Annotated in this window: 22 protein-coding genes; 8 read left to right on the top strand and 14 right to left on the bottom strand. The window is 66.7% G+C overall.

Annotated elements, in window-relative coordinates; genetic code table 11:
* Window positions 1-14: 14 nt before the first annotated feature.
* Window positions 15-1,478, top strand: a complete 1,464-nt coding sequence (locus AC1DCZ_RS11880; RefSeq protein WP_476974887.1) for an HNH endonuclease signature motif containing protein — start codon at window positions 15-17, stop codon at window positions 1,476-1,478.
* Between the two features lie 215 nt (window positions 1,479-1,693).
* Here the strand turns inward: AC1DCZ_RS11880 and AC1DCZ_RS11875 are convergent, their stop codons facing one another.
* The 6 genes from AC1DCZ_RS11875 to AC1DCZ_RS11850 form a co-directional block, all read right to left on the bottom strand.
* Complete coding sequence (locus AC1DCZ_RS11875; RefSeq protein ID WP_476974759.1) at window positions 1,694-2,101, bottom strand: SRPBCC family protein; 408 nt, start codon at window positions 2,099-2,101, stop codon at window positions 1,694-1,696.
* A complete protein-coding gene (locus tag AC1DCZ_RS11870) occupies window positions 2,098-2,412 on the bottom strand; it encodes an ArsR/SmtB family transcription factor (protein ID WP_476896018.1) in 315 nt (104 codons plus the stop codon). The genes AC1DCZ_RS11875 and AC1DCZ_RS11870 overlap by 4 nt, the downstream gene beginning before the upstream one ends.
* A 234-nt stretch (window positions 2,413-2,646) precedes the next feature.
* Entirely contained in the window at window positions 2,647-2,976 is a 330-nt protein-coding gene (locus AC1DCZ_RS11865; RefSeq protein WP_476974758.1) for a hypothetical protein, read from the bottom strand.
* Window positions 2,966-3,295 carry a transposase gene (locus AC1DCZ_RS11860; RefSeq protein ID WP_476974886.1) on the bottom strand — a complete coding sequence of 110 codons (330 nt, stop codon included), beginning with the start codon at window positions 3,293-3,295 and terminating at the stop codon, window positions 2,966-2,968. The genes AC1DCZ_RS11865 and AC1DCZ_RS11860 overlap by 11 nt, the downstream gene beginning before the upstream one ends.
* Before the next feature lie 13 nt (window positions 3,296-3,308).
* A complete protein-coding gene (locus tag AC1DCZ_RS11855) occupies window positions 3,309-4,022 on the bottom strand; it encodes an SCO1664 family protein (RefSeq protein ID WP_476974757.1) in 714 nt (237 codons plus the stop codon).
* 1 nt (window position 4,023) lies between these two features.
* Window positions 4,024-4,698 (bottom strand): MSMEG_4193 family putative phosphomutase, encoded by a 675-nt coding sequence (locus AC1DCZ_RS11850; RefSeq protein WP_476974756.1) that lies wholly within the window; start codon window positions 4,696-4,698, stop codon window positions 4,024-4,026.
* A gap of 146 nt (window positions 4,699-4,844) precedes the next feature.
* On the opposite strand from AC1DCZ_RS11850, the gene AC1DCZ_RS11845 reads away from it, so the two are divergent.
* On the top strand, window positions 4,845-6,233 hold the full coding sequence (locus AC1DCZ_RS11845; RefSeq protein ID WP_476974755.1) for a sigma 54-interacting transcriptional regulator: 1,389 nt from the start codon (window positions 4,845-4,847) through the stop codon (window positions 6,231-6,233).
* A 9-nt stretch (window positions 6,234-6,242) separates the two neighbouring features.
* On the top strand, window positions 6,243-8,246 hold the full coding sequence (locus tag AC1DCZ_RS11840; RefSeq protein ID WP_476974754.1) for a vWA domain-containing protein: 2,004 nt from the start codon (window positions 6,243-6,245) through the stop codon (window positions 8,244-8,246).
* Window positions 8,247-8,270: 24 nt separating this feature from the next.
* Here the strand turns inward: AC1DCZ_RS11840 and purU are convergent, their stop codons facing one another.
* The 7 genes from purU to glyA are packed head-to-tail and all read right to left on the bottom strand — an operon-like array spanning window position 8,271 to window position 17,057.
* Window positions 8,271-9,155, bottom strand: a complete 885-nt coding sequence (gene purU, locus AC1DCZ_RS11835) for a formyltetrahydrofolate deformylase (RefSeq protein WP_476974753.1) — start codon at window positions 9,153-9,155, stop codon at window positions 8,271-8,273.
* Window positions 9,156-9,158: 3 nt separating this feature from the next.
* Window positions 9,159-10,574 carry an L-serine ammonia-lyase gene (locus tag AC1DCZ_RS11830; protein WP_476974752.1) on the bottom strand — a complete coding sequence of 472 codons (1,416 nt, stop codon included), beginning with the start codon at window positions 10,572-10,574 and terminating at the stop codon, window positions 9,159-9,161.
* On the bottom strand, window positions 10,574-11,209 hold the full coding sequence (locus AC1DCZ_RS11825) for a sarcosine oxidase subunit gamma (protein WP_476974751.1): 636 nt from the start codon (window positions 11,207-11,209) through the stop codon (window positions 10,574-10,576). The genes AC1DCZ_RS11830 and AC1DCZ_RS11825 overlap by 1 nt, the downstream gene beginning before the upstream one ends.
* Window positions 11,202-14,159, bottom strand: a complete 2,958-nt coding sequence (locus AC1DCZ_RS11820) for a sarcosine oxidase subunit alpha family protein (protein ID WP_476974750.1) — start codon at window positions 14,157-14,159, stop codon at window positions 11,202-11,204. The genes AC1DCZ_RS11825 and AC1DCZ_RS11820 overlap by 8 nt, the downstream gene beginning before the upstream one ends.
* Window positions 14,156-14,485, bottom strand: coding sequence for a sarcosine oxidase subunit delta (locus tag AC1DCZ_RS11815; RefSeq protein WP_476974749.1), 330 nt, complete (start codon window positions 14,483-14,485; stop codon window positions 14,156-14,158). The genes AC1DCZ_RS11820 and AC1DCZ_RS11815 overlap by 4 nt, the downstream gene beginning before the upstream one ends.
* A 14-nt stretch (window positions 14,486-14,499) precedes the next feature.
* Window positions 14,500-15,720: a sarcosine oxidase subunit beta family protein gene (locus AC1DCZ_RS11810; RefSeq protein WP_476974748.1), complete on the bottom strand. Its 1,221-nt coding sequence runs from the start codon at window positions 15,718-15,720 to the stop codon at window positions 14,500-14,502.
* Window positions 15,717-17,057, bottom strand: a complete 1,341-nt coding sequence (glyA, locus tag AC1DCZ_RS11805) for a serine hydroxymethyltransferase (RefSeq protein WP_476974747.1) — start codon at window positions 17,055-17,057, stop codon at window positions 15,717-15,719. The genes AC1DCZ_RS11810 and glyA overlap by 4 nt, the downstream gene beginning before the upstream one ends.
* A 136-nt stretch (window positions 17,058-17,193) precedes the next feature.
* On the opposite strand from glyA, the gene AC1DCZ_RS11800 reads away from it, so the two are divergent.
* On the top strand, window positions 17,194-17,865 hold the full coding sequence (locus AC1DCZ_RS11800; protein WP_476974746.1) for a GntR family transcriptional regulator: 672 nt from the start codon (window positions 17,194-17,196) through the stop codon (window positions 17,863-17,865).
* Here the strand turns inward: AC1DCZ_RS11800 and AC1DCZ_RS11795 are convergent.
* The gene (locus tag AC1DCZ_RS11795) at window positions 17,862-19,367 is read right to left on the bottom strand and encodes a helix-turn-helix domain-containing protein (RefSeq protein ID WP_476974745.1); all 1,506 of its coding nucleotides are present in this window, start codon (window positions 19,365-19,367) and stop codon (window positions 17,862-17,864) included. The genes AC1DCZ_RS11800 and AC1DCZ_RS11795 overlap by 4 nt on opposite strands.
* A 145-nt stretch (window positions 19,368-19,512) precedes the next feature.
* Between AC1DCZ_RS11795 and AC1DCZ_RS11790 the strand changes: the two genes are divergently transcribed.
* From AC1DCZ_RS11790 to AC1DCZ_RS11775, 4 genes are all read left to right on the top strand, one after another.
* On the top strand, window positions 19,513-21,057 hold the full coding sequence (locus tag AC1DCZ_RS11790) for a purine-cytosine permease family protein (protein ID WP_476974744.1): 1,545 nt from the start codon (window positions 19,513-19,515) through the stop codon (window positions 21,055-21,057).
* A gap of 58 nt (window positions 21,058-21,115) precedes the next feature.
* Complete coding sequence (locus AC1DCZ_RS11785) at window positions 21,116-22,372, top strand: aminopeptidase P family protein (protein ID WP_476974743.1); 1,257 nt, start codon at window positions 21,116-21,118, stop codon at window positions 22,370-22,372.
* Window positions 22,373-22,439: 67 nt separating this feature from the next.
* Window positions 22,440-23,243: a creatininase gene (locus AC1DCZ_RS11780; protein WP_476974742.1), complete on the top strand. Its 804-nt coding sequence runs from the start codon at window positions 22,440-22,442 to the stop codon at window positions 23,241-23,243.
* Window positions 23,244-23,371: 128 nt separating this feature from the next.
* On the top strand, window positions 23,372-23,986 hold the full coding sequence (locus tag AC1DCZ_RS11775) for a helix-turn-helix domain-containing protein (RefSeq protein WP_476974741.1): 615 nt from the start codon (window positions 23,372-23,374) through the stop codon (window positions 23,984-23,986).
* The last annotated feature ends 252 nt before the right edge of the window (window positions 23,987-24,238 follow it).

Below are 24,238 nucleotides of genomic sequence, written 5' to 3'. Positions count from 1 at the left end.
AGACGTTGGAGGCCATGGAGGCCTCTCTCGCTGCGATGGCTGCATTTGCCGGTCGCGGAGCCGGGAACGCGGCCTGGACTGGCGCTGACCTTCTCCGGGACGAAGCGGACGCGTGCCTGGACGGCATGGCTGAGGTGGGCCGCATGGAAGCCAGGCTTGCCGCGCTGAAAGTGCACTTCGCCGCAGGATACGCCCGCGCAGCCGCCGCCATGGCGGCCCCCGCCGTTTCCCCGCAGGAGCGCACCGCCCAGGAAATGGCGGTCACAGCAGAGGTGGCTTGTGTCCTGACCGTGAGTGAAAGATCGGCGGCGGCGCTGCTGGCGGAGTCAGCCACCCTGACCACCCGTTTGCCCCTCACGCTGTCTGCGCTGCAGGCAGGGAGCATTTCATGGCAACACGCGCGGGTGATGTGTGATGAATCGTCCGGTCTGGACCCCGCCGCGGCGGCTGCTTTAGAGGCTCATTTCCTGGACCCCGCTGCTCCCTTTGCCGCGCGGGGCTGCCCGGCGGGCGAGCTGGTTCCGGGCAGGTTTCGGGCTAAAGCGCGCAGATGGCGTGAGGTGCACCACCTTGTAAGCATCGAAACGCGCCACCGCAAGGGTGTGGAGGAGCGTCGGCTGGAATATATGCCGGACCGGGACGGCATGGCCTGGCTCTCGGCCTATCTGGCCGCGGATGTGGCCATGGCTGTATGGTCCCGTGCCACGGAGGCGGCGCGTGCCGTGCAGGAGTCGAATGAATCCCGGACCCTGACCCAACTCCGTGCGGACGTCGCCGCTGACTGGCTGCTGGCGGGGGTGGCGGAGGGAACCCCGTCACCCAAAGCGCAGGTCCTGGTGACCGTACCGGCGCTGTCTCTTTTGGGCGCCGCGTCGGACCCGGCGACGCTGGACGGGTATGGTCCCATTCCTCTGAGCATGGCCCGCCGGCTTGTGGGAGACGGTGCCGGATCGTTTCTGCGTGTGCTGACCGATCCGCAGAATGGAGCGCCGCTGGAGATCGGGCGGACCAGCTACCGGGTCCCGAAGGCGATGCGCCAATGGTTGCGGCTTCGGGATGGCCGGTGCCCTTTTCCCGGCTGCAATAACCATTCTCTGGATAACGAAGCGGACCACGTGTTGGCTTGGTCCGAGGGAGGCGGCACCGGCATCACCAACCTGGGCCAGCCATGCCGACGGCACCATCGACTCAGACACACCACAGCATGGAGGCCGGTTGACGCCACCCGGGATCAGCCACCCGGCTGGATCTCACCTGCGGGACGTTCGTATCCCAGCGAACAACAAGACTGGGAACCCCCGCACTGGCCGCAGTACCTCGGCGACCCGGGTGAAGGCCGGGAGCAGGAACCGCCCGACTGGGAATTGGAACCGCTCGACTGGCCGGACGTAGTTGCGGGTGACGTCGGACGAGGAGAGACCGGGCCGCCATTACCGGTGGATCCCTTTCCTGACTGGGCACTGTTCATCGCGGCGTAGGATCGCCGCTCCATGGTCCCCTCCCCGTCCAGTGAAAGGTTCAAAGGATGTGCCGGCTATTGGCCCTGTGCCCCTGCCTCCGACGTGAGCCTGAAAGGCCGCGTTAACCGCAAGAGGACGACGGCGGGAAGTCCCGCCGTCGTCCGCTGGGCACTAAGAACGACCGGAGCGTCCAGTGCCGTCTGGGACGCCCCACCTCGAACTAGAAAGTCGATTCAGGACACGCCGGCTAGAACCCCTTCGATCCGCGCAAGCAGGCCAGGCCATCCGCTGCCCATGCCCTGGAAAGCCTGCTGGCCCATCGGGGTATCGAGGTTGAAGCCCGCGTGCTCGAGGTGCAGGACAGTCCCGTCTTCGACGGCTTCGAGACGCCAGGTCACGGTGGTGTCCAGTTGGCCCTCGGAGAAGAGGAACCTGATCAGCTCGCCGGGCTTCACTTCCAGGACTTCGCACTGCTGCTGGCCCCATGCGCCCATGTCCATGGCGAAGCGGTGGCCTGCGGTCGGTGCGATGTCCCCGGTTGCCCACCAGCGGGCCAACAGCTCCGGCGTGGTAAGCGCGGCCCATACCTCTGTGTGCGGGTGGGGTATGTGGCGCTCGATCACAATGGAGTTCTCGGTCATAACATTCTCTTCTCGTCTAGAAGGTCTGCCAGCGCGTCGAGGCGCTGGGTCCAGTAGTGCTCGAAGTGCTTTACCCAGCCACCGACCTCACGGAGGCCTGCAGGCTGGAGGTGGTACAGCCGATGGCGGCCGCGTCGTTCCTCCCGAACGAGCCCCGCCTCCCGAAGAACGGCCAGATGTTCAGACGCGGCAGAGCGGCTCAGGTCAAGCAGCGCAGTCAGTTCGCCGGCCGTCCGTGGCCCATTGCAGAGTTCGTCGAGAATGACGCGCCGCAAGGGGTTCGAAACAGCGCTGAAGACATCAAAAGGCACTCGTCGAGTATATGTCGGAAAAATCCGACATAACAAGTCGTTCGTTGCCGCGCGGCTCGCCGCCTCCGTCCCAGACTTTCAGCCATGGAGCCGATGGATTGCCTTGGCATCTATGTCCCCATCGACGCTGCGCACGCTGTCCGGCAGGCCATTGGCGACGCCGGGGCGGGCCGGCTGGGGTGACTACTCCCACGACGCACGTCCGGCTGCCCCCGACGTAGTCACTCACTAGCTTCATTCCTGGGCGTTTAGGCTCCAGCGGACTCGGATGGCCTCGGCAATTGCGTCAGCGGCAATGTCGACCCGGAATGCAACGGGCGCAGTTCCTGTCACTTCGATGACCGAGTCACGGTAGACGCGGCCGCAGGACGGACACAGGGTGTAGAGATCCTCATCCGCAGGCCATTCCGCCAGCCCGGCCGGGACCGTGGTGTTGCCTCCGATGTAGACGGGGACGCCCTGTGAATTCGCCTGAATCAACCCGTCCTTGCTGACGGTGTTGCCGCACACGCAGGTGATTGTGGTGACATCATGACCGATCACGTCGGCGGTTTCAGTGTCCATGATGACCTCCCCGGTGATGGAAGAGACGTTCTTCAAATAGCCTATGCCTGCTGATCCGTGCCGCGCTGTGGAACTTTCCGCTGGCGTGGCCGACAATCACCAACACCATCTCCACGGGCCCGATCTCAGTCATGACGGTCTTGGTGCGGGTGCCGTTGCGGGAGTTCTCGCTCCCACGGCCGGCCACGTCATGCTTGCCATAGCCGAGGTGCTCGTCCATCTCCGCTTCCAGCGCGGTTTCCAGAACTTTCTTCGTCAACCGGTTCAACGGCCCGCCCGGGCCGACGAGCTCGATTCCCCGTTCCCTGGCAGGGGCCAGGAGCTGCGGCCGCTCAGACGAGCGGCCACGGGTAGCGCATGCCGGTGCGGTCAATCGGCAGCATCCGGTCGTGCAGCAGGCGCCGGACGCGGTGCTGCAGGGCGGCGACCTCTTCCTCATCGAGGAGCCCGGCCACCTCGGGAGGGACGGCTTCTGCGAGCTGAGCGATGTCCTGGAGCAGGGCATCCGGGATCGGGTCGCCCGCGAAGTCCCAGATCACGGTGCGCAGCTTGAAAGCCGCCGAGAAGCACAGCCCGTGGTCGATGCCCCAGACCCGCCCGTCGTCACCGCGGAGCACGTGGCCGCTTTTGCGGTCGGTGTTATTGGCGACGTAATCGAACAGGGCGATCCGGGCCAGCTCGCGGTGGGTCTCTTGGGCATCCTCGAACAAGGTGAAGTAGTGCTCCTGAAAGTCACACTCGATGAACCATTGCAGCGAACCGATTCCCAAGGGGGCGTCCTCGCGAATGACCGTAAGCGGCACAAGCCCCCACCCCAGGGACTCGCTGAGCAGGTAGGCGGCCCGTTCCCGACGGTAAAGTCCGGGCTCGAAATCCGACAAAGGCCTTTCCCCGGCCTCCGGCTTGTAGACCGCATAGGCCGAGTCGTCCGCGCGGGAAACCTGGACGAGGAACGTCTCGTTGCTGCTTCGCGGGATGCGTCCGAGCAGCTCGACGCTGCCCTCGGCGAGCAGCGTCAGCTCGCGGCCGGACACCGGCTGCACCATTTCATTGCGCCCTCAACCCGCTCAGGGCGTCCGACGTCGAATTCACCATATGCACGGCGGGGTCCTGGCCCTCCACGAAGGAGATGGCCGAGACGGAGCCCGGGCTGATGACGATGCGCTGGAAGAGGTCCAGATGCGTGCCCAGGGCGTGGGCGACGGCGGCCTTGATGGGATCGGCATGGGAGAAGCACACAACCACGCCGCCGGCATGGGCCGTGCACAGTGCCTCCACCGCGCCGACGATCCGGGCCTGCATCTCCGGGAAGCTCTCGCCGCCCGGGAAGCGGAACGCAGACGGGCTGTGCTGGACGGTCTGCCATTCCGGCAGGGTCGCCAAGTCGGCGATTGCGGACCCGGTCCACTCGCCGAAATCGCACTCCAGCAGGCCGTCGTCGTTCTTCACCTCCAGTCCGGTGCGGACCGCCGTCGGCTCCGCCGTCTCACGGGCGCGTTCCAGCGGTGAGGAATAGAGGGCGTCGACGGACAAGCCTTCGAGTCGTTCCGCGACGCGTTCGGCCTGGGCCCGGCCCCGGTCGGACAGATGCAGCCCGGCGGCGCGCCCCGGCAGCACCGTGCCCGTCGTCGGCGTCTCCCCGTGGCGCACCAGCAGCAGGAGCGTGCCCTGCCGCTCAGGTGAAGTCGCGGGTGCTGGCGATGCCGGCGTTGCTGCACTCATCAGGATCTAAGCGTAGCGCCAGGGGTCCCGCCCGAGCTTGCGCGGGAAGGGGGAGCCGCAGAGCGGTGTGACGCACCCGGGCCCAGTGCGCAGGAATCTGAAAGAATCCCTCGATTCCGCCCACGGTGGAGGTCTACGGTGGAGGAGTGAGTGATCGCCCCGAAATCTTCACTGTCGGTGAACTGCGTGCCTCCGGCAACGTTCACAAGGACCTGCGCCGAGAAATCCGCGACAACCTGCTCGCTGCTCTCGCCACCGGCCGCGACCCCTGGCCCGGGATGTTCGGCTTCAGCCGGACCGTCCTGCCCCAGCTCGAGCGGGCCCTGCTCGCCGGCCACGACATCGTGCTGCTCGGCGAACGGGGACAGGGCAAGACACGGCTCCTCCGCACCCTGGCAGCGCTGCTGGACGAGTGGTCGCCCGTGATCGAGGACTCGGAACTGAACGAACACCCCTACGAGCCCATTACGGAGCACTCCCGCGCCCGCGTCCTCACGGAGGGGGACCGGCTCCGGGTGGCGTGGCGCCACCGCTCGGAACGCTACGTCGAAAAGCTCGCGACGCCGGACACCTCCGTCGCCGACCTGATCGGCGACGTCGACCCGATGCGGGTCGCCGAGGGCCGCCGCCTCGGGGACCCGGAAACCATCCACTACGGCCTGGTCCCGCGCTCCAACCGCGGGATCATCGCCATCAACGAGCTGCCGGACCTCGCCGAGCGGATCCAGGTCTCGATGCTCAACGTGATGGAAGAACGCGACATCCAGATCCGCGGCTACGTGCTGCGGCTGCCGCTCGACGTACTCGTCGTCGCGTCGGCCAATCCGGAGGACTACACGAACCGCGGCCGGATCATTACGCCCCTGAGGGACCGCTTCGGCGCCGAGATCCGCACCCACTATCCGATAGAGCTCGACGACGAGGTCGCCGTCATCCGGCAGGAGGGGCATCTGGTGGCGGGCGTCCCGCCCGTCATCCTCGAAATCCTGGCCCGCTACACCCGGGCGCTGCGGCAGTCTCCGGCGATCAACCAGACCTCCGGGGTCTCCGCGCGGTTCGCCATCGCCGGCGCCGAAACCGTCGCCGCGGCGGCCCTGCGCCGCGCAAGTGTGCGCGGAGAGGACGAGGCCGTCGCCCGGATCATCGATCTGGACGCCGCAGTGGACGTCCTCGCGGGGAAGATTGAGTTCGAGTCAGGTGAGGAAGGACGCGAACAGGACGTCCTCGACCACCTCCTGCGCATGGCCACAGCAGAGGCCGTGCGGGCGCACTTCCACGGCATCGACATGGGTCCGCTCGTGGCTGCGCTGGACGGCCGCGCCACGGTGACCACCGGGGAACTGGTCACGGCGCGGGAGTTCCTCCACAACCTTCCGACCCTCAACGGCTCAAGCCTCTACGACGAGATCAGTAAGCGCCTGGGCGCCACGAACGACGGACAGCGCGCCGCCGCCGTCGAACTTGCACTGGAAGGTCTGTACCTTGCCCGGCGGATCTCCAAGGAGTCCGAGGACGAGGCGACCATCTACGGCTGAGGAGGTCCCATGACCGCTCACAACCGGTCCAGGTATGGCCGGTACAGGGGAGGACCGGATCCGCTCGCGCCGCCGGTGGACTTGGCGGAGGCACTGGACGCTGTCGCCGAGGACGTCATGGCAGGCTACTCTCCCCGGCACGCCCTCCAGGAGTACCTGCGGCGCGGCGGCAGGAACAGGGAAGGGCTCGACGACCTCGCCGCCCGCGTCCAGCAGCGACGCAGTGAACTGCTGGGCCGCCACCGGCTCGACGGCACCCTCAACGAAGTCCAGAAGCTGCTTGAGACTGCGGTGCTGGAGGAGCGCAAACAGCTCGCCCGCGACGCCATGATGGACAACACCGACCGCAGCTTCCGGGAGATGCAGCTGCAGAACCTGCCCAAATCCACGGCGGCTGCGGTCAACGAGCTCGCCTCCTATGACTGGCAGTCGAGCACCGCCCGGGAGGCCTACGAGCGGATCAAGGATCTGCTGGGCCGCGAGATACTGGACCAGCGGTTCGCCGGGATGAAGCAGGCGCTCGAGGGCGCCACGGATGAGGACCGAGCGGCCGTCAGGGAGATGCTACAGGACCTCAACGAGCTGCTCGACAAACACCGCCGCGGCGAGGACACAGACGCGGACTTCCAGGAGTTCATGGCCACTCACGGCCAGTTCTTCCCGGAGAACCCGCAGTCGGTCGAGGAGCTGGTGGACGCGCTGGCCCAGCGCGCGGCCGCCGCCCAGCGGCTCCTGCAGTCCATGTCCGCCGAGCAGCGCGAGGAGCTGATGCGGCTATCCGCTGAGGCGTTCGGCTCGGCCGAGCTTATGGCACAGCTGGGCCAACTCGATTCCAACCTGCAGGCTTTGCGCCCCGGCGAGGACTGGTCCGGCTCCGAACGCTTCGACGGGGAGGAGGGGCTGGGACTCGGCGACGGCACCGGCGTGCTCCAGGACCTCGCCGAACTGGACGAGCTGTCCGAACAGCTCTCCCAGTCCTACAACGGGTCCCGCCTGGACGACCTGGACCTGGACGCCCTCGCCCGCCAGCTGGGCCAAAATGCCGCCGTGTCGGCACGAACTCTTTCGGACATCGAGCGGGCCATGCAAGACGGTGGCTTCCTCCAACGCGGGGCCGACGGCGACCTCCGGCTTTCACCGCAGGCCATGCGGCGGCTCGGCAGGTCCCTGCTGCGGGACACCGCCAAGCAACTCTCCGGCCGGCAGGGGCGCCGGGACACACGCGTTGCCGGAGCTGCCGGGGAGCAGACGGGCTCCAGCCGCCCGTGGGAGTTCGGGGACGCCGAGCCCTGGGACGTCACCCGCACCATCACCAACGCGATCCGCCGTACGATCGCCGACGGCGGCGACCCGCGCCATGGCCTGCGCCTCGCCATGGACGACATTGAGGTGACCGAGACGGAGGCGCGCACGCAGGCCGCCGTCGCCCTGCTGGTCGACGTGTCCTTCTCGATGGCCGCCGAGGGACGCTGGGTGCCAATGAAACGTACGGCGCTCGCCGTGTACCACCTCGTTTCAACCAAATTCCGCGGCGACCGGCTGCAGCTGATCACGTTCGGCCGCTACGCGCAGACCATGGACATCGGCGAGCTCACGGCGCTGCCGGCCCTGCGCGAGCAGGGCACCAACCTGCACCACGGCCTGCTGCTGGCGGGCCGGTTCTTCCGCCAGCACCCGTCCATGCAGCCGGTCCTCCTGGTGGTGACCGACGGTGAACCCACGGCGCACCTGCTGGCCGACGGCGAGTCGTGGTTCTCCTGGCCGCCGGACCCGGAGAGCATCCGCGTTACGGTCGCCGAACTGGACCGACTTGGGCACGCCGGCACGCAGGCCACGTTCTTCCGGCTCGGCGACGACCCGGGCCTGGAACGGTTCGTCCAGCGGATGGCCCGCCGAATCGGCGGCCGGGTCGTGGCGCCGGAGTCGGGGGATCTGGGAGCTGCCGTGGTGGGGGAGTACCTCCGCGCTCACTTCCGCGGCCGCCCCTACGGCGACGCCGACTGGGCCAGCTAGCAGCAGCAACACCATCACGGCAGGCTACTTTAGGACCACCGTCCTGTTCCCCTGGAGGAAGACCCGGCCTTCGCAGTGCCAGCGGACGGCGTTGGACAATGCCTTGCGCTCGGTGTCCCGTCCGGCGGCCACGAGGTCGTCGGCGGTGTAGGTGTGGTCCACCTCCACCACCTGCTGGGAGATGATCGGGCCCTCATCGAGCTCCGCGTTGACGTAGTGGGCGGTGGCGCCGACGGTCTTCACGCCGCGGGCGTGTGCCTGGTGGTAGGGCTTGGCACCCTTGAAGCTTGGCAGGAAGGAATGGTGGATGTTGATGGCGCGGCCATCGAGACGGCGGGTGAGATCGTCGCTGAGGACCTGCATGTATCGGGCCAGGACCACCAGTTCGACGTCGAGCCGGTCGACGAGTTCCATCAGGCTCTCCTCGGCCGCCGGCTTGGTGGCTGCCGTGACGGGCACGTGGAAGAAGGGGATGCCGTGCCATTCCACGATCCCCCGGTGATCCGGATGGTTCGAGACGACCCCGACAATATCGATGGGCAGTTCGCCGATGCGGGCGCGGAACAGCAGATCGTTGAGGCAGTGCTCGAATTTGGACACCATGACCAGGACCCGGCATTTCGTCCCCTGGGCCCGCAGATGCCACTGCATGCCAAATTTTTCCGCCACGGGACCGAAGGCTTCCCGGAGTGAATCAAGCGTGGCCGGCCCGCCGGGGGAGTCCCCGGACGAGGCAAAGTGGAGCCGCATGAAGAAATGGCCGTCGTCCTGTGAGTCGAATTGTTTGCTTTCGAGGATGTCGCAGCCCTGCTCCAGCAGGAATCCGGCCACGGCGTGGACAATTCCCCGGGTTTCCGGGCAATCAAGGGTCAGAACATAGTCAGCGGGAGTGCTATTTACGGTATCCACGGTTCAGCACTCGATGACGTTGACGGCGAGGCCTCCGCGGGAGGTTTCCTTGTACTTGGTTTTCATGTCCGCTCCTGTTTCACGCATGGTCTTGATGGCTTTGTCCAGCGACACCTTGTGGCTGCCGTCGCCGTGCAGGCACAGGCGCGCGGCGTTGATGGCCTTCACACTGGCGATGGCGTTGCGTTCGATGCAGGGGATCTGCACCAGCCCGCCTACCGGGTCGCAGGTGAGGCCGAGGTTGTGCTCGATTCCGACTTCGGCCGCGTTTTCCACCTGCGCGGGGGTGCCGCCCAGGACTTCGCACAGCCCTGCGGCTGCCATGGAGCACGCCGATCCGACTTCGCCCTGGCAGCCGACCTCGGCCCCCGAGATGGAGGCGTTGATCTTGAACAGGATCCCGACGGCGGCGGCCGTCAGCAGGAAGCGGATGACGCCGTCGTCGTTGGCTCCGGGGACGAATTTGACGTAGTAATGCAGCACGGCCGGCACGATCCCGGCGGCCCCGTTGGTGGGGGCGGTGACGATCCGCCCGCCAGCGGCGTTCTCCTCGTTGACGGCCAGAGCGAACAGGTTCACCCACTCCATCGCGAGCAGCGGGTCGGCGGGCACCTGGATCTGGGGCGGATTCCGGGCTGCCGCATCGGCGCTGACCACGGAAGCGGCCAGCGTCCGGAACAGGTCCGGCGCCCGGCGCCTGACGTTCAGCCCGCCGGGGAGGATTCCCTCCGCCGCGCAGCCGTTGTCCACGCATTCGCGCATGACCGCCCACAGGGCCAGGAGTTTTTCCCGGAGTTCAGCCTCGCTGCGCCAGACCAGTTCGTTGGCGAGCATGACGTCGGAGATGGACATGTCCTCCCGCCGGCAGATTGCCAGGAGCTCGTCGGCTGTGGTGAAGGGGTAGGGCAGCACGGTATCGTCCGCCACCACCTGGTCGGCGCCCTGTGCGGTGCCGTCGACGACGAAGCCGCCCCCAATGGAATAGAAGCTCCGTTCGCTGAGCACTACCCCGGAGTGGTCCAGTGCCCGGAACGTCATCCCGTTGGGGTGGGCCGGCAGGGACTTGCGGCGGTGCAGCACCACGTCCTCGTCCCAGTTGAAGTCCACCCGGTGTTCCCCGCCGATCCGCAGCTCGGCATCCAGGGCGGCGGCTGCCACCTGGTCATCGGCTGTGCCGGTATCCACCGTCTCGGGGGCCTGGCCCTGGAGGCCCAGGACGACGGCCTTGTCCGAACCGTGCCCCCGGCCGGTGGCACCCAGCGAACCGAACAGTTCGGCCTGCACTCTTGCGGTTGCGCTAAGTTGCCCGTCACTTTTCAATCCGTCGGCGAACAGCTTGGCCGCCCGCATCGGGCCGACCGTGTGGGAGGAGGACGGCCCGATGCCAACAGAAAACAGGTCCAGGACGCTGAGCGCCATCAGGGGACCTCAGGAGTCGCAAATTCGCGCATGGCGTCCAGGAGCCAGCGGCCCAGGAACTCCGCAAAGGAGGCCCGCGGGAAGATCCGGTAGGTATTATCCGCGGTCTTCCACAGAATGGCGGGGATGCCGCCGATTTCTGTGGACAGTGCCGTCCCGGCCTGCAGGACGCGCGGGTGCAGATCCAGGGAACAGCCCTTTTCCAGCACGGCCCGCGCCCGGGGACCGGAGAGCTCGAACGTGGTGCGGTTCGCGGAGAGGTCCACCACCTGGCCCGCGCCGCCGCCCAGGGCCTCGAACAGCGCACCGGGAAGATCGCCGCCCAGGCTTTCGTGGGATTCCGCCGGGGCCACGAGCAGGAATTCGCCCGGTCCCAGCCACAGCACTGCGGTCCCGCCGCTGCCGCGAACCTCCCCTGAAGCAGACGGCAGGCCGCCGGCCAGAGTGCCCAGCCGTTCCCCGGCGTCGCCGGCCGGGTCGACCCGGATCCCGGCCATGGTCAGGAACGGCACCTCGCTCAGCTCCACGGTGCCGGCAACAGACCCCGCTGCAAAAGCCGACTTCAGGAGCGACGCCGGGCTCGTCCGGAGGGTCTGGATCTTCTTGGAATTTTCGAGTGCTGCTGTGTCAGCCATCTTTGCGGGTCCCTTCAGAGTCAAAAAGTACGGTTTCTGCGACGACAACGTCCACCAGTTGGTCCCCGGCGGCGGCCACCAGGGTCTCGCCGATGCGGTTGCGGCCGTTCTTGATCAGGGCCAGGGCAAACGACCTGCCCAGCGCCGCGCTGTGGTAGCTCGAGGTCACGAATCCCTGCATGGGCACGGGGCCGTAGGCCGGGTTGACGGTGATGCCCTGCTCCACCAGCTGCGTGCCTTCGGGCAGCCGGATCGTGCCGTCCACGGGAAGCACGCTGACCAGATGCTTCCGGTCGGTGCGGCCTGCCTCCTTGCGGGCGTAGGACCGCTTGCCAATGAAGTCCTTGACCTTGGAGACCACCCATTCCATGCCGGCGTCCTGCGGGGTGACGGTGCCGTCGGTGTCCTGGCCGACGATCGGGTACCCCTTCTCCGCACGCAGCACGTGCATGGTTTCGGTGCCGTACGGAGTGATGTTGAATTCGGCGCCGGCCGCTGCCACGGATTCCCAGGTGTTCAGTCCGTACCAGGACGGGACGTTGATTTCGTAGGCCAGCTCGCCGGAGAACGAGATCCGGCAGATCCGGGCCCGGACGCCGGAAGCGAGGATGGTTTCCTTGAAGGTCATGAACGGGAAGGCCTCGGCCGCGAGGCCGCCGTCGGCCGCCAGTTCCGGGGCCAGCCTCGCCACGACGGCGCGGGACTTGGGCCCGACGACGGCGATGGTGGTCCACTGCTCCGTAACGGAGGTGCAGTGCACATCCAGTTCCGGCCATTCGGTCTGCAGCCATTCCTCCAGCCAGTCCAGGACCTTGGCCGCGCCGCCGGTGGTGGTCGTCATGAAGTACCTGTCCTCGTCGAGGCGGAGCGTGACGCCGTCGTCGAAGATCATGCCGTCCGGGGTGCACATCACGCCGTAACGGGCCGAGCCCTGCGCCAGTTTCTTGAACGCGTTGGTGTAGACGCGGTTCAGGAATTCGCCCGCATCCTTGCCGCGGATCTCGATCTTGCCCAGGGTGGTGGCGTCCATGAAGCCCACCGATGCCCGGACGGCGGCGCATTCGCGCAGGACCGCGGTATCCATGTCCTCCCCGGCCTGCGGGTAGTACCAGGGACGCTTCCACTGGCCGACGTCTTCGAAGAGGGCGCCGCGGGACAGGTGCCAGGGGTGGATGGAGGTGAGGCGGGCCGGGTCGAAGAGTTCTCCGCGCTGGCGTCCGGCCAGGGCGGCGAACGCCACGGGGGTGAAGGGGGCGCGGTACGCGGTGGTGCCGATTTCCCCGATACCCCGGAACGCTTCGCCTGCCTGCCGCAGTGCCGCGGCGATGACGCCGATTGCGTTCACTCCGGAGGTTTTGCCCTGGTCGTTGGCGGTGCTGATCGAGGTGTAGCGCTTGACGTGTTCCACCGAGCGCATGCCGGCCCCGGTGGAGCGCAGGACGTCGGCCACGGACTGGTCGCGCTGGAAGTCCACGAAGTGGTGGTGCCAGTCGTCCGGGCCGCCGTCCTGGCCGGGGACGAGCCAGAGCTGGCGGGTCGGGGCCGACGCCTTCGGCTCGGAGAAGACCTGCGGACCGACGGCTACGCCGGAGTTTTCCGGGTCGAAGCCGGCGGCGCCGGCCGCTGCCGCCCCGGCAGAGATGCCTTCGGCGATGCAGTCGTCGAGTTCGAAGCTGCCGCGCCCCGCGCCGGCCACCTGCTGGTTGGGGACAATGCTGCTGGGCACGAACGCTGCCAGCTCATCGTCCCAGCGGATCTTGCCCTGGCGCTGGGAGTGCAGGTGCACCACGGGGGACCAGCCGCCGGAGACGGCCAGCAGGTCGCAGGCGAGCTGTTCGACGCCGGAGGTGAGCTCGCCGGCGTCGTTGATGCTGCGGACGGTGACGCCCAGGACGCGTTCCTGGCCTGTGGTGTTCGCAACGGCGCTGCCGATCAGCACCCGGGTGCCGGTGGCGGCTGCCCCCGCTGCCGTTTCGCTCAGCTGCGGACGGGCATCCACGACGGCTTCGACGCGGATGCCGGCGGTGCGGAGGTCGGCGGCCAGGGCGTAGGCGCTGTCGTTGGTGGTGCTGATGACCACGCGCTTCCCCGCCGCCACGGCGTAGCGGTTGAGGTAGCTGCGGACCGCGGAGGCGAGCATGATGCCGGGGCGGTCGTTGTTTTCGAAGACCAGCGGGCGTTCGTGGGCGCCGGGGGCCAGGACAATCTGTTTGGCACGGATGTGCCAGATCCGCTGGCGGGACACGCCGGGCGCGGCCGGGGTCAGGAGGTGGTCCGTCCGGTTCTGGGCGGCGATGACGTAGTTGGAGTCGTAGGAGCCGAAGGCGCTGGTGCGGTTCAGCACGGTGCACTCGGCCGCGGAGATCAGTTCGGCTTCAACGTTGGACACCCAGTCCAGTGCGGGTACGCCTTCGATGCTCTCCGCGAGGGCCGGATCGGTGGATCCGGACAGCAGCGAGCCGCCCAGCTCAGGCTGGTCGTCAATGAGGATGACCCGGGCTCCGGCGCGGACGGCCTCGCGTGCCGCGGCCAGGCCGGCGGGGCCGCCGCCGACCACGAGGACGTCGGTGTGGACGTACTTCTTGTCGTACTCGGCACGGTCCTCGTCCGGGTCCAGCTTCCCCAGTCCGCTGAGGAATTCGGCGCTGAGCCCGTCCACGAGGGACACCGTGGTGGCGGGGAGCATGGACTCGGCAACATGGCCCGGGAACCGGGCGGCGATCTTGACCAGGGCGTTGGATTCCTCGACTCCCGCGGACATGATGCCGCGGGGGCGGTCCTCGTAGAGGGAGTTGCCCGCCCGCAGCCGGCCGTTGGCCAGCAGGGCGGAGGCGAGGGTGTCGCCGGGGTGGCCCGTGTATTCACGGCCATCCAGGGTGAAACGCCAGGTAACACTGCGGTCGATGCGTCCGCCGGTGCCAAGACGCGCGGGCTGGCTCTGAGCGGTCATTTGATTGCTCCTTCCGGGGAGACGGGGCTGGTGACGGTGGGGGCTGTGGATCCGACGGCGGGGCGAAGCTGGCCCATCGGGTATACGGCCTGGATGTCGTAGGTGAGCGTGTCGCGGAGCATGTTGAACCATTGCCGGCAGCCCGTGCTGTGCAGCCAGCGCTCGGCGAAGGCGCCCTTGGTGTTGTCGCGGTAGAACAGGTACTCGGCCCATTCACGGTCCGTGAGTTCTGCCGGGTTTTCGGGATAGGCGATGTGGGCCTGGCCGCCGTAGTGGAACTCGGTCTCGTCCAGGGGGCCGCAGTTGGGGCAGGGAATCAGGAGCATGTCCGTACCTCTTTCTAGTGGGCAACGGCAGCGGCGCCGTGTTCATCGATCAGGGCGCCGGTTTCGAAGCGCTCGAGCGCAAAGGGCTTGTTAAGGGCGTGCGGCGTTCCGGTGGCGATCGTGTGCGCGAACGTCAGGCCGGCCGCCGGGGTGCCCTTGAAGCCACCGGTTCCCCAGCCGCAGTTGACGAACATGTTCTCCACCGGGGTGGTGCCCACTATGGGGGAGGCATCCAGGGTGGTGTCCACGATCCCGCCCCAGGTCCGGAGCACGTGGGCCCGGGCGAAGATCGGGAAGAGCTCGACGGCGGCGGCCATCTGGTGCTCGATCACGTGGAAGGATCCGCGCTGGCCGTAGCCGTTGTAGGAGTCGACGCCGGCTCCCATCACCAGTTCGCCCTTGTGCGCCTGGGAGACGTAGACGTGGACGTGGTTGGACATGACCACGGTGGGGTGGACGGGCTCGTGAAGTTCGGACACGAGGGCCTGGAGCGGGTGGGACTGGATGGGGAGCCGGAAGCCGGCCATTTCCGCGAGCACCGAGCTGTGTCCGGCGGCGCAGAGGCCGACCTTTTCGGTGTGGATCGTGCCGCGGTTGGTCTTGACGCCCACCACCTTGTTTCCGTCCTTGACGAACCCCGTGACTTCGCAGTTCTGGATGATGTCCACGCCGAGCTCGTCGCATTTGCGGGCGAACGCCCACGCGACGTGGTCGTGCTTGGCGATGCCGGCGCGGGGCTGGTACGTGGCACCCATGACCGGGTAGCGGATGTTGTCGTTGATGTTCAGGATGGGGCAGAGTTCCTTGACCTGCTGCGGGTCCAGCCACTCCGCGTCCACGCCGTTGAGCTTGTTGGCACCGACGCGGCGGACGCTTTCGCGGACATCGCCCAGGGTGTGGGCCAGGTTCATCACACCGCGCTGGCTGAACAGGAAGTCGTATTCGAGTTCCTCCGGCAGGATCTCCCAGAGCTTCAGCGAGTGCTCATAGATGGCCGCGCTCTCGTCCCAGAGGTAGTTGGACCGGATGATCGTGGTGTTCCGGGCCATGTTGCCGCCGGCGAGCCAGCCTTTTTCCAGGATGGCGATGTTGGTCATCCCGTGGTTCTTGGCCAGGTAGTAGGCGGTAGCGAGGCCGTGTCCGCCGCCGCCGACAATGACGGCGTCGTAGGAGGACTTGGGGTCCGGGTTGCGCCAGAGGAAGTCCGGGTGCTCCGGCAGGTGTTCGTTGGTCATTGTGCTGCTCCAATCAGTTCTGCCTCAAGCCCCGCTGCGGCTTCTTTGCCGCCAAGGTGGGGGTAGAGCGGGAAGCGTGCCGCGAGGGCGCTGACGCGTCCGCGGAGGCCTGCGGTGGTTTCGTTGCTGAGTTCGTTCTCTGTTGCCGGTGAAGTGAGCGCGGAGGCGATGATGTCCGCCACCTCGGTGAATTCCGCGGCGCCGAAGCCTCGGGTGGCCAGGGCGGGGGTGCCGATCCGCAGCCCGGAGGAGACCATGGGCGGGCGGGGGTCGAAGGGGACGGCGTTGCGGTTTACCGTGATGCCGATCTGGTGCAGCCGGTTTTCTGCCTGCTGCCCGTCCAGCTCCGAGTGCCGCAGGTCCACCAGGACCAGGTGGACATCCGTGCCGCCATTGACCACCGAGATCCCTGCTGCCGCGACGTCGTCATTCAGGAACCTGGACGCCAGAATCTTGGCGCCTTCGAGGGTGCGTTCCTGGCGCTCCTTGAAATCGGCCGACGCCGCGATCTTGAAGGCCACAGCCTTGGCCGCGATCACGTGTTCCAGCGGGCCGCCCTGCTGGCCCGGGAAGACGGCGCTGTTGATCTTGCGCGCATACTCCTCCTTGCTCAGGATCACCCCGCCGCGCGGGCCGCCGAGGGTCTTGTGCGTGGTGGTGGTGACGACGTCGGCGTAAGGCACCGGGTTCGGGTGCAGCCCGGCGGCGACCAGGCCGGCGAAGTGTGCCATGTCCACCATGAGGTAGGCGCCCACAAGGTCGGCGATCCGGCGGAATTCCACGAAGTCCAGCTGCCGGGAGTACGCCGACCACCCGGCGACGATCATTTTGGGCCGGTGCTCGAGGGCAAGGGCCTCCACCTCGGCCATGTCGACCAGGTGGGTGTGCTCGCTTACGTGGTACGGGACCACGTTGTAGAGCTTGCCGGAGAAGTTGATGCGCATGCCATGGGTGAGGTGGCCCCCGTGCGCCAGCGAGAGTCCCATGATGGTGTCGCCCGGTTCCAGGAGGGCAAACATGGCGGCGGCGTTGGCCTGGGCGCCCGAATGCGGCTGCACGTTCGCCGCTTCCGCGCCGAACAGGGCCTTGACCCGGTCGATGGCCAGCTGCTCGATCACGTCAACGTGCTCACAGCCGCCGTAGTAGCGCTTCCCGGGGTAGCCCTCGGCGTACTTGTTCGTCAGGACCGAGCCCTGCGCCTCCATGACCGAGGCAGGGGCGAAGTTCTCGGAGGCGATCATTTCGAGGGTGGACTGCTGGCGCAGGAGCTCCCTGTCCACGGCGTCCGCTACTTCGATGTCCACTTCTGATAACCGGTGATTCAGCTGCCCAACCATTCGACTGCTCCTTTGAAATACTACTTCTGACTAATTGATATATCAGTGTGAGGGCAATGGTATGGTGAAACTCACAAGAGAGTCAATAGGTCCCCGGTCGCCGTCCGGACGGGCCGCTGGGGGAAGGGGATATCCGATGAGCGCAGCACACCTCATGCCGGCAGCGGAGGAGGGGGAGATCTCTTTGGCCGAGGCGGCCTACCGCCGTCTGCGGGACAAGCTGATCATGCTTGAGATCAAGCCCGGCGCCCCGATCAACGACGGCCAGCTTGCCGCGGAGCTCGGAGTGGGCCGGACGCCCGTCCGGGAGGCCATCAAGCGCCTGGAAGTCGATCACCTGGTTGTCTCTTACCCCCGCCGGGGAACGTTCGCCACCATCGTTGACATCACGGAGCTGGCCGATGTTTCGGACATCCGCGAGTTACTGGAACCGCTGGCGGCCCGCCGCGCCGCAACGAACGCCGGCACGGACATGCGCTCGGAGCTCCGGGAGCTGGCCCGGACCATCTCCGGGATCGACGCCACTCCCCGCGACAAGCGCGAGCTCATGCGCTTCGACCTCACCGTGCACCGAATCATCTACGCGGCCGCGGGCAACCCCCACCTGGAAGACACCCTGATCCGCTACGACAACCTCGCGACCCGAATCTGGTGCCTGGTGCTGGACAAGATCCCGTCCGTTGCCGGGCACATCACCGAACACGTCGACCTGCTGAATGCGGTTGCCGACGGCGACGCCGAGCTGGCCGCCAGCCTGGCGCTGGAGCACGTGACGAGCTTCGAGAAAACCGTCCGCAGCGTGCTCTAAGGCGTCCGTCCCGGCGGGTGCGGGCCGGGCGCCGCGGGGGCCGCGGCCGCCGCGGCGATATGGATGGCAAACAGCCTGCCGGAGGTGCGGGGGTCCCCGCCCAGCAGGGCCTGGATCTTGTTCAGCCGCTTATGCATCGTCTGCCGTTCAACGTTCAAGGCGACGGCCGACGCCGTCGTGTTGCACCCCGAATCGAGCCAGCACAAGAGGGTGGCCAGAAGGGCAGTGCCATGCTTCCGGTCCCACTCAAGCACTTCGCCCAGCGCTGACTCCACGTAGCAGTCCAGGAATGCCGGATGCGGCACGGCGGCGAGAATCCGGCGGCCCAGGAAGTCCATGGCGTCAAGAACATCGCCCGCTGCGGGCGTCCCCAGTGCCATGACTTCCCGCGCTTCCACGTAGGAGTCGTGCGCCCGGAAGCTGTCGGCCACGCTTGGTCCGAAGGTGGCGCACGTGTCCGAACCGGCCAGTGCCTCCCGCGCGGCACGAAGCAGTACTTCGCGCGCCGCCCGTGCGCCTTGGCGCGGCAGCGCGAGCAGCACCGCGCGCTCGCCGTCCCATAAATGGGACTTCACGTGTACTCCACGCACGTGCAGCGCGCGTTCGACGGCCGGGAAATTAGTGTCCCTCCCGGCCGAGCGGAAAACAGCCACCATCGCCGTGTGGCCGGCCTGGAGCCCGGCCTGCGGCCATAGCCGCTGGACGGATTCGACATCCCCGCCTTCGATCACCGCTTCCAGCAGGCGAGCCTCGGCCACCTGGGCCGGCGTGGGACGAAAGGCCTGCGCCAGGGCGAGGGCCAGGATTCCGGACAGGCGGTCGGCTGCAAGCTCGAGCAGCAGCGGGTCCTCGGCAGGGGAGCGGAGCTTCAGCTGGGCCGCGAGCTGGCCGCCGACCACGATGCCGGCCTCGGCCCTGGAACCTCCCTCGTCGACGGCTTCCCCAGCGCGGCCGAGGAGCGATCCGTCAGGGGCCTCCAGCGAGACCTCGGCCTCCAGGGTGGTGGCGAGCAGCTCGAGAATGGTCGGAAGGTGGGGACCCCTGTCGGTGATTTGGCGCGCAATCCGCCGGGAGGCGTCGTCGACCACGAGGTGGGCGGCCGCCTGCTCGTTGACCACCAGCCGGTTGACGGCCTCGGCAATGTCCACAAAGGGAGCCACGGCGCGCAGCTCTATCAGCGGCAGCCCGTACTCATCGGCCGCGGCAACAAGCCGCTCCGGCATCGGGGCCGCCTGGCCGGCCGTCTGCAGGGCCAAGGCGGCGATATGCCGCATCGCAAGACTGCGGATGTAGTCCTCCTGCTCCTTCGCCGGCAGGGCCAGGAGCGACTCCCCGCCGGAGAGCAGCAGTTCCCCGCCGCGCAGGAGCGGGGCGATTTCGAGTACCTCGCTGGAATGTACCCAGCGGACAGCCCGCTCCGAGGTTCCCGGCACACTGCTGCGCACCAGCGGGCTGGCGGCCGCCATGGAGGGATTAGCGAGCACTTCAGCGAGCGTGATCATGGTGGCTGGTTCTTTCGGGGTGCGTCATATTGTCACTCATTACGTCTTCAGTGTAATCAAAACGACTCTACTTTGTGGGCCAAGTCACCAATAAGCTGGATTCACTCCCCGTTCTTCATCACAACGTAGTGAATTGAGGCACAGCATGAACCAAGCTCAACAAGGCACGCACGAAGCGGCCACTGTGGAGGTTGAAGATGTCCTGCAACCCATTCCTGAATCTGCACGGACCACCAAACTTTCCGGCCAGTTCTGGATCTGGGCCGGCGCCAACGTCGCCCCCATCAACTGGATCCTCGGGGCCCTCGGCATCCAGCTCGGCCTGGGCCTGAGCGACACCCTGATAGTCCTGATCGTCGGAAACATCATCGGCATGGCGGGCTTCGGATTCTTCGTCATTCTCGGCCAGCGGACCGGTGCCACGGGCATGCTGCTTGCCCGCGGCGCATTCGGCCGCCGCGGAGCCTACCTCCCGGCCGCCATCCAGGCGACCATCGCCATCGGCTGGTCAGCAGTGAACACGTGGGTCATCCTGGACCTGATCCTGGCACTGTTCGGCATGATCGGCTGGGTTGACCCCAGCCAACAAAACATCATGGTGCGCATCGCCGTCGCCGCGGTCATCATGACCGTCCAGGTGGCCATTTGCTACCGCGGGTACCGTGCCATCTCCAAGTTCGAGCGGATCACCATGCCGCCCACCATCATCGTCCTCGTGGGGATGTCGATCGTGGCCTGGACCCAGCTCGACATCAACTGGAGCTACGCCGGACCGGCCGGCGCCGTCTTGGAGGGCCTGCCGCGCATCGCCGCGATGTCCTCGATCATGACCGTGATCGGCATCGGCTGGGGTATCGGCTGGTTCACCTACGCCCCGGACTACTCCCGCTTCGTCAGCCGCAAGGTCAAGCCCGCCAAACTGTTCGTCGTCAGCGTCCTGGGGCAGTTCCTGCCCGTGGTCTGGCTGGGCATTCTTGGGGCCAGCCTCGCGACCAAGAACGGACAGGCCGACCCCGGCGAACTGATCGTCTCCAACTTCGGCACCCTGGCCATCCCGGTCATTCTGCTGGTCATCCACGGCCCGATTGCCACGAACATCATCAACCTCTACACCTTCGGAGTTGCCTTCCAGGCCCTGGACGTCAAGATCTCGCGGCGCAAGCTGTCCGTCATGGTCGGGATACTGTCCATGTTCGCGGTCATCGGCTTCATGTTCGCGGAGGACTTCGCGATGATCCTCGACACCTGGCTGGGCGCCATCGTGGCCTGGGTGGCCACGTGGGGCGGCATCATGGCGGTCCACTACTTCATCTTCGAGCGGCACCACAAGGACTTCTCCTACCTGTTCCTCGATTCGAAGAAGACCGCCCTGAAATCCGTGAACCCCTCTGCGTTCATCGCCTTCTTCGCCGGGATCTTCATGACGTGGCTGTTCATGTACGGCGGGATCCCGGCCCTGCAGGGACCGATCGCCACGGCGATGGGCGGCGTCGACGTCTCCTGGCTGGCCGGGACGGTGACCTCCTCGGCCGTCTATTTCGCCCTCGGCTACCCGCGCTTCCGCCGGCGCATCAGGGCCGGCGTGCCCATCGGCGTCCGCCTGGACCTGGAGGAAGAAGCAGTGCTGGCAGAGCACGGCGACGCCTGCGAGGAAAAGATCAACGTTCAGGAACCGGCCCGCCTGGCCTGAGAGCCGGCACATGCCAAACCCCCAAATGTTTCACCCCCAAATCGCAAAGGAATAACCCGTGACCATCTCCACCACCGCCCTTGCCTCGAACGTCTCTGAGTTGGAGCGCCTGAAGGTCCTCAACAACGGCACGAAAGTCTCCCTCACGTTCTCCGATGCCGAGTTTGAGCGCCGTCTCGCCGGATTGCGCCGCATCATGGCAGACAAGGACCTCGACGCCGTCGTCCTCACCAGCTACCACTCCATCAAGTACTACTCCGACTTCCTCTTCACCTACTTCGGCCGCTCGTACGCCATGGTGGTCACCAAGGATGACACCGTGACCGTCACGGCAAACATCGACGCCGGGATGCCGTGGCGGCGCAGCTACGGCGACAACGTGGTCTACACGGACTGGCGCCGGGACAACTACATCTTCGCCATCCAGGAGGCGCTGCGCACCCGCGGCATCAACCCCCGCCGGATCGGCGTCGAAGACGACTCGCTCCCGCTGGACAACCGCAACAAGATCCAGGCAGTTTTCGCGTCGGCCGCCCTGGTGGACGTGGCCCAGGCAGCTATGCGCCAGCGGATGATCAAGTCAGCCGAGGAGATCGCGGTCATCAAGCACGGCGCCCGCATCGGGGACCTCGGCGGCGAGGCCATCCGCAACGCCATCACCGCCGGAATCACCGAATACGAGGTCGCCCTGATCGGCACCGAAGCGATGGTCCACGAAATCGCCCGCACCTTCCCGGACGCGGAGATCCGCGATACCTGGGTCTGGTTCCAGTCGGGCATCAACACCGATGGCGCCCACAACTGGGCCACCACACGCAAGATTCAGGAACACGACATCCTGTCCCTGAACTGCTTCCCGATGACCTCCGGGTACTACACCGCGCTGGAGCGGACCCTGTTCTACGGCGAACCCGACGCCCGCTCCCTGGAACTGTGGAACATCAATGTGGAAGTCCACAAGCGCGGCCTCGAACTCATCAAGCCGGGTGCGGTCTGCAAGGACATCGCCGCTGAACTGAACGAGATCTACGTCGACCACGGACTGCTGGCCAACCGGACTTTCGGCTACGGACACTCCTTCGGCGTCCTCAGCCACTACTACGGCCGGGAAGCCGGGCTGGAACTCCGCGAGGACATCGACACCGTGCTGGAGCCCGGCATGGTGGTCTCCATGGAGCCGATGATCACCGTCCTGGACGGCCAGCCCGGCGCCGGCGGCTACCGCGAGCACGACATCCTCGTGGTAGGCGAGGACGGAGCCGAGAACATCACCAAGTTCCCCTTTGGCCCCGAATACAACATCATCGGCGCCTGACACCCACGTGGCGGCGGCACCGGCCGCCGCCACGTTGCACACCGCACTAACGAGGAGCACCACCAGCATGGACAAGTCAGTATTCCTGGAAGACCTGGACGCGTTCGCCTACCGCGAAGCCCTGGTATCGGGAGAGGCGATCGTCCTCATCCCCGTCGGATCCCTCGAGCAGCACGGCCCGCACCTTCCACTGGGAACGGACACCATCCTGTCGTCCCGCTTCGCCGAGGGTCTCGCCGGACGGCTGGGTGCGCTCGTGGCCCAGCCCATCGCCTACGGATACAAGTCGCAGCAGAAGTCCGGCGGCGGCAACCACCTCCCCGGCACCACCAGCCTGGACGGCGCCACCCTGATAGGCATCGCGCGCAACCTGGTCAAGTCCTTCCTGAACCAGGGCGTCCGGCACGTGGTCTTTGTCAACGGCCACTTCGAGAATTACCAGTTCCTGTACGAGGGAATCGATCTCGCCCTGGAAGAGCTGGGGATCGGGTCCGGGGCGAAGCAGAGCGTTCTGCTGTTGTCCTACTGGGACTTTGTCAGCCAGGACACGCTGACGCAGGTCTACCCGGACGGCTTCCCGGGCTGGGACATCGAACACGGCGGCGTCCTGGAAACGTCACTCATGCTGCACCTGGAACCGACCAGAGTTGCCATGGACCGACTGGTCGACGGTCCTGCCGCGGACCTCCCGCGCTTCGACAGGCTCCCGGTGGTGCCCGCCCGGACGCCGGCCACCGGCTGCCTCTCCTCGGCGGCCGGGTCCAGCGCCGCCAAGGGAAACCTGCTGTACGGGCAGGTTGTCGAGGATCTGGCCGCGGACCTCGCAAGCGAGCTGGTCCGCGAACCCGCAGGGGTGGCAGTCCCGCTCTAGCAGGAAACAGGTCCCATGCCGGGCGCAAGGGTAGGCAGGCCGCGTCATTCCACAGAGCCAACCTCCGCCGGCTGCGTATCGAGGTTCATTATGTTGACGATGCGTTCACCATAAAGGACGATCGTGGTATGGAAAATCACGTCGGCCATCTTGCCGCAGGAACGGAACTCCCTGACGTGGGGGATCAGGCCGAGCGTGCAATGACCGCCGTCGGAGCGCTGGTCCTGCAGTTGCGGCGGGAGGCTGGATACAGCATCGGCAGTCTCGCGGCGGCGGCCGGCCTGAGCCCGGGCTTGCTCAGCCAGATTGAGCGCGGCCAGGGCAACCCGTCGCTGACGACGCTGATCAAGCTGTCCCAAGCCCTGAAAGTGCCGGTCGGACGCTTTTTTGACACGAAAGACCAGGGCGGCGCGCTGGTGCGGCGCGAGGACAGGCGGCGCCTGGAAGTTGCCGAGGACAACCTCATCTACGAACTCCTGACGCCCCATATGAACGGCCACTTGGGCATGCTGCGGGCCCAAATCGCGGCTGGTTGGGACAACGAGGACGCCCCGTTCGTGCATCCTGGCGAGGAGTGCGTGACCATAGTGCAGGGCCGGCTCCACGTCTGCGTCAACGGCGTGGGGTACGACCTGGAGGAGGGCGACTCGCTGACCTACGACTCGTCCTTACCCCACTGGTACCGCAACCCGACGTCGAAGGACGCGGTGCTGATCGGCGCTATGACGCCGCCGTCCTTCTAATAGCCCGACGGACAATCCGCCATTCAATAAAATGAATAAATCGCGTTCATACTGTTGACAAGGTTGGTGGATTCCCCGAATACTGATGGGAACGCGGTCCCAGCTGCAGCCCGGTAGAGCGAAATGACGCTTGCTTCGTACGCGGTCTTCTCGACGCCTGCTTTCGCTGAACGACCGCGCCGGATGGAGGGCGGCCGTGCGTCGTGAGCTGGCTGCTACGCCTGTTGCCGCAGATCCCTCCGTTCCATTCCG

It is taken from the genome of Arthrobacter sp. 10N418 (assembly GCF_056394725.1).
Note: the sequence above shows the minus strand (reverse complement) of the source record. Positions and strands in the feature narration are given on the sequence as shown.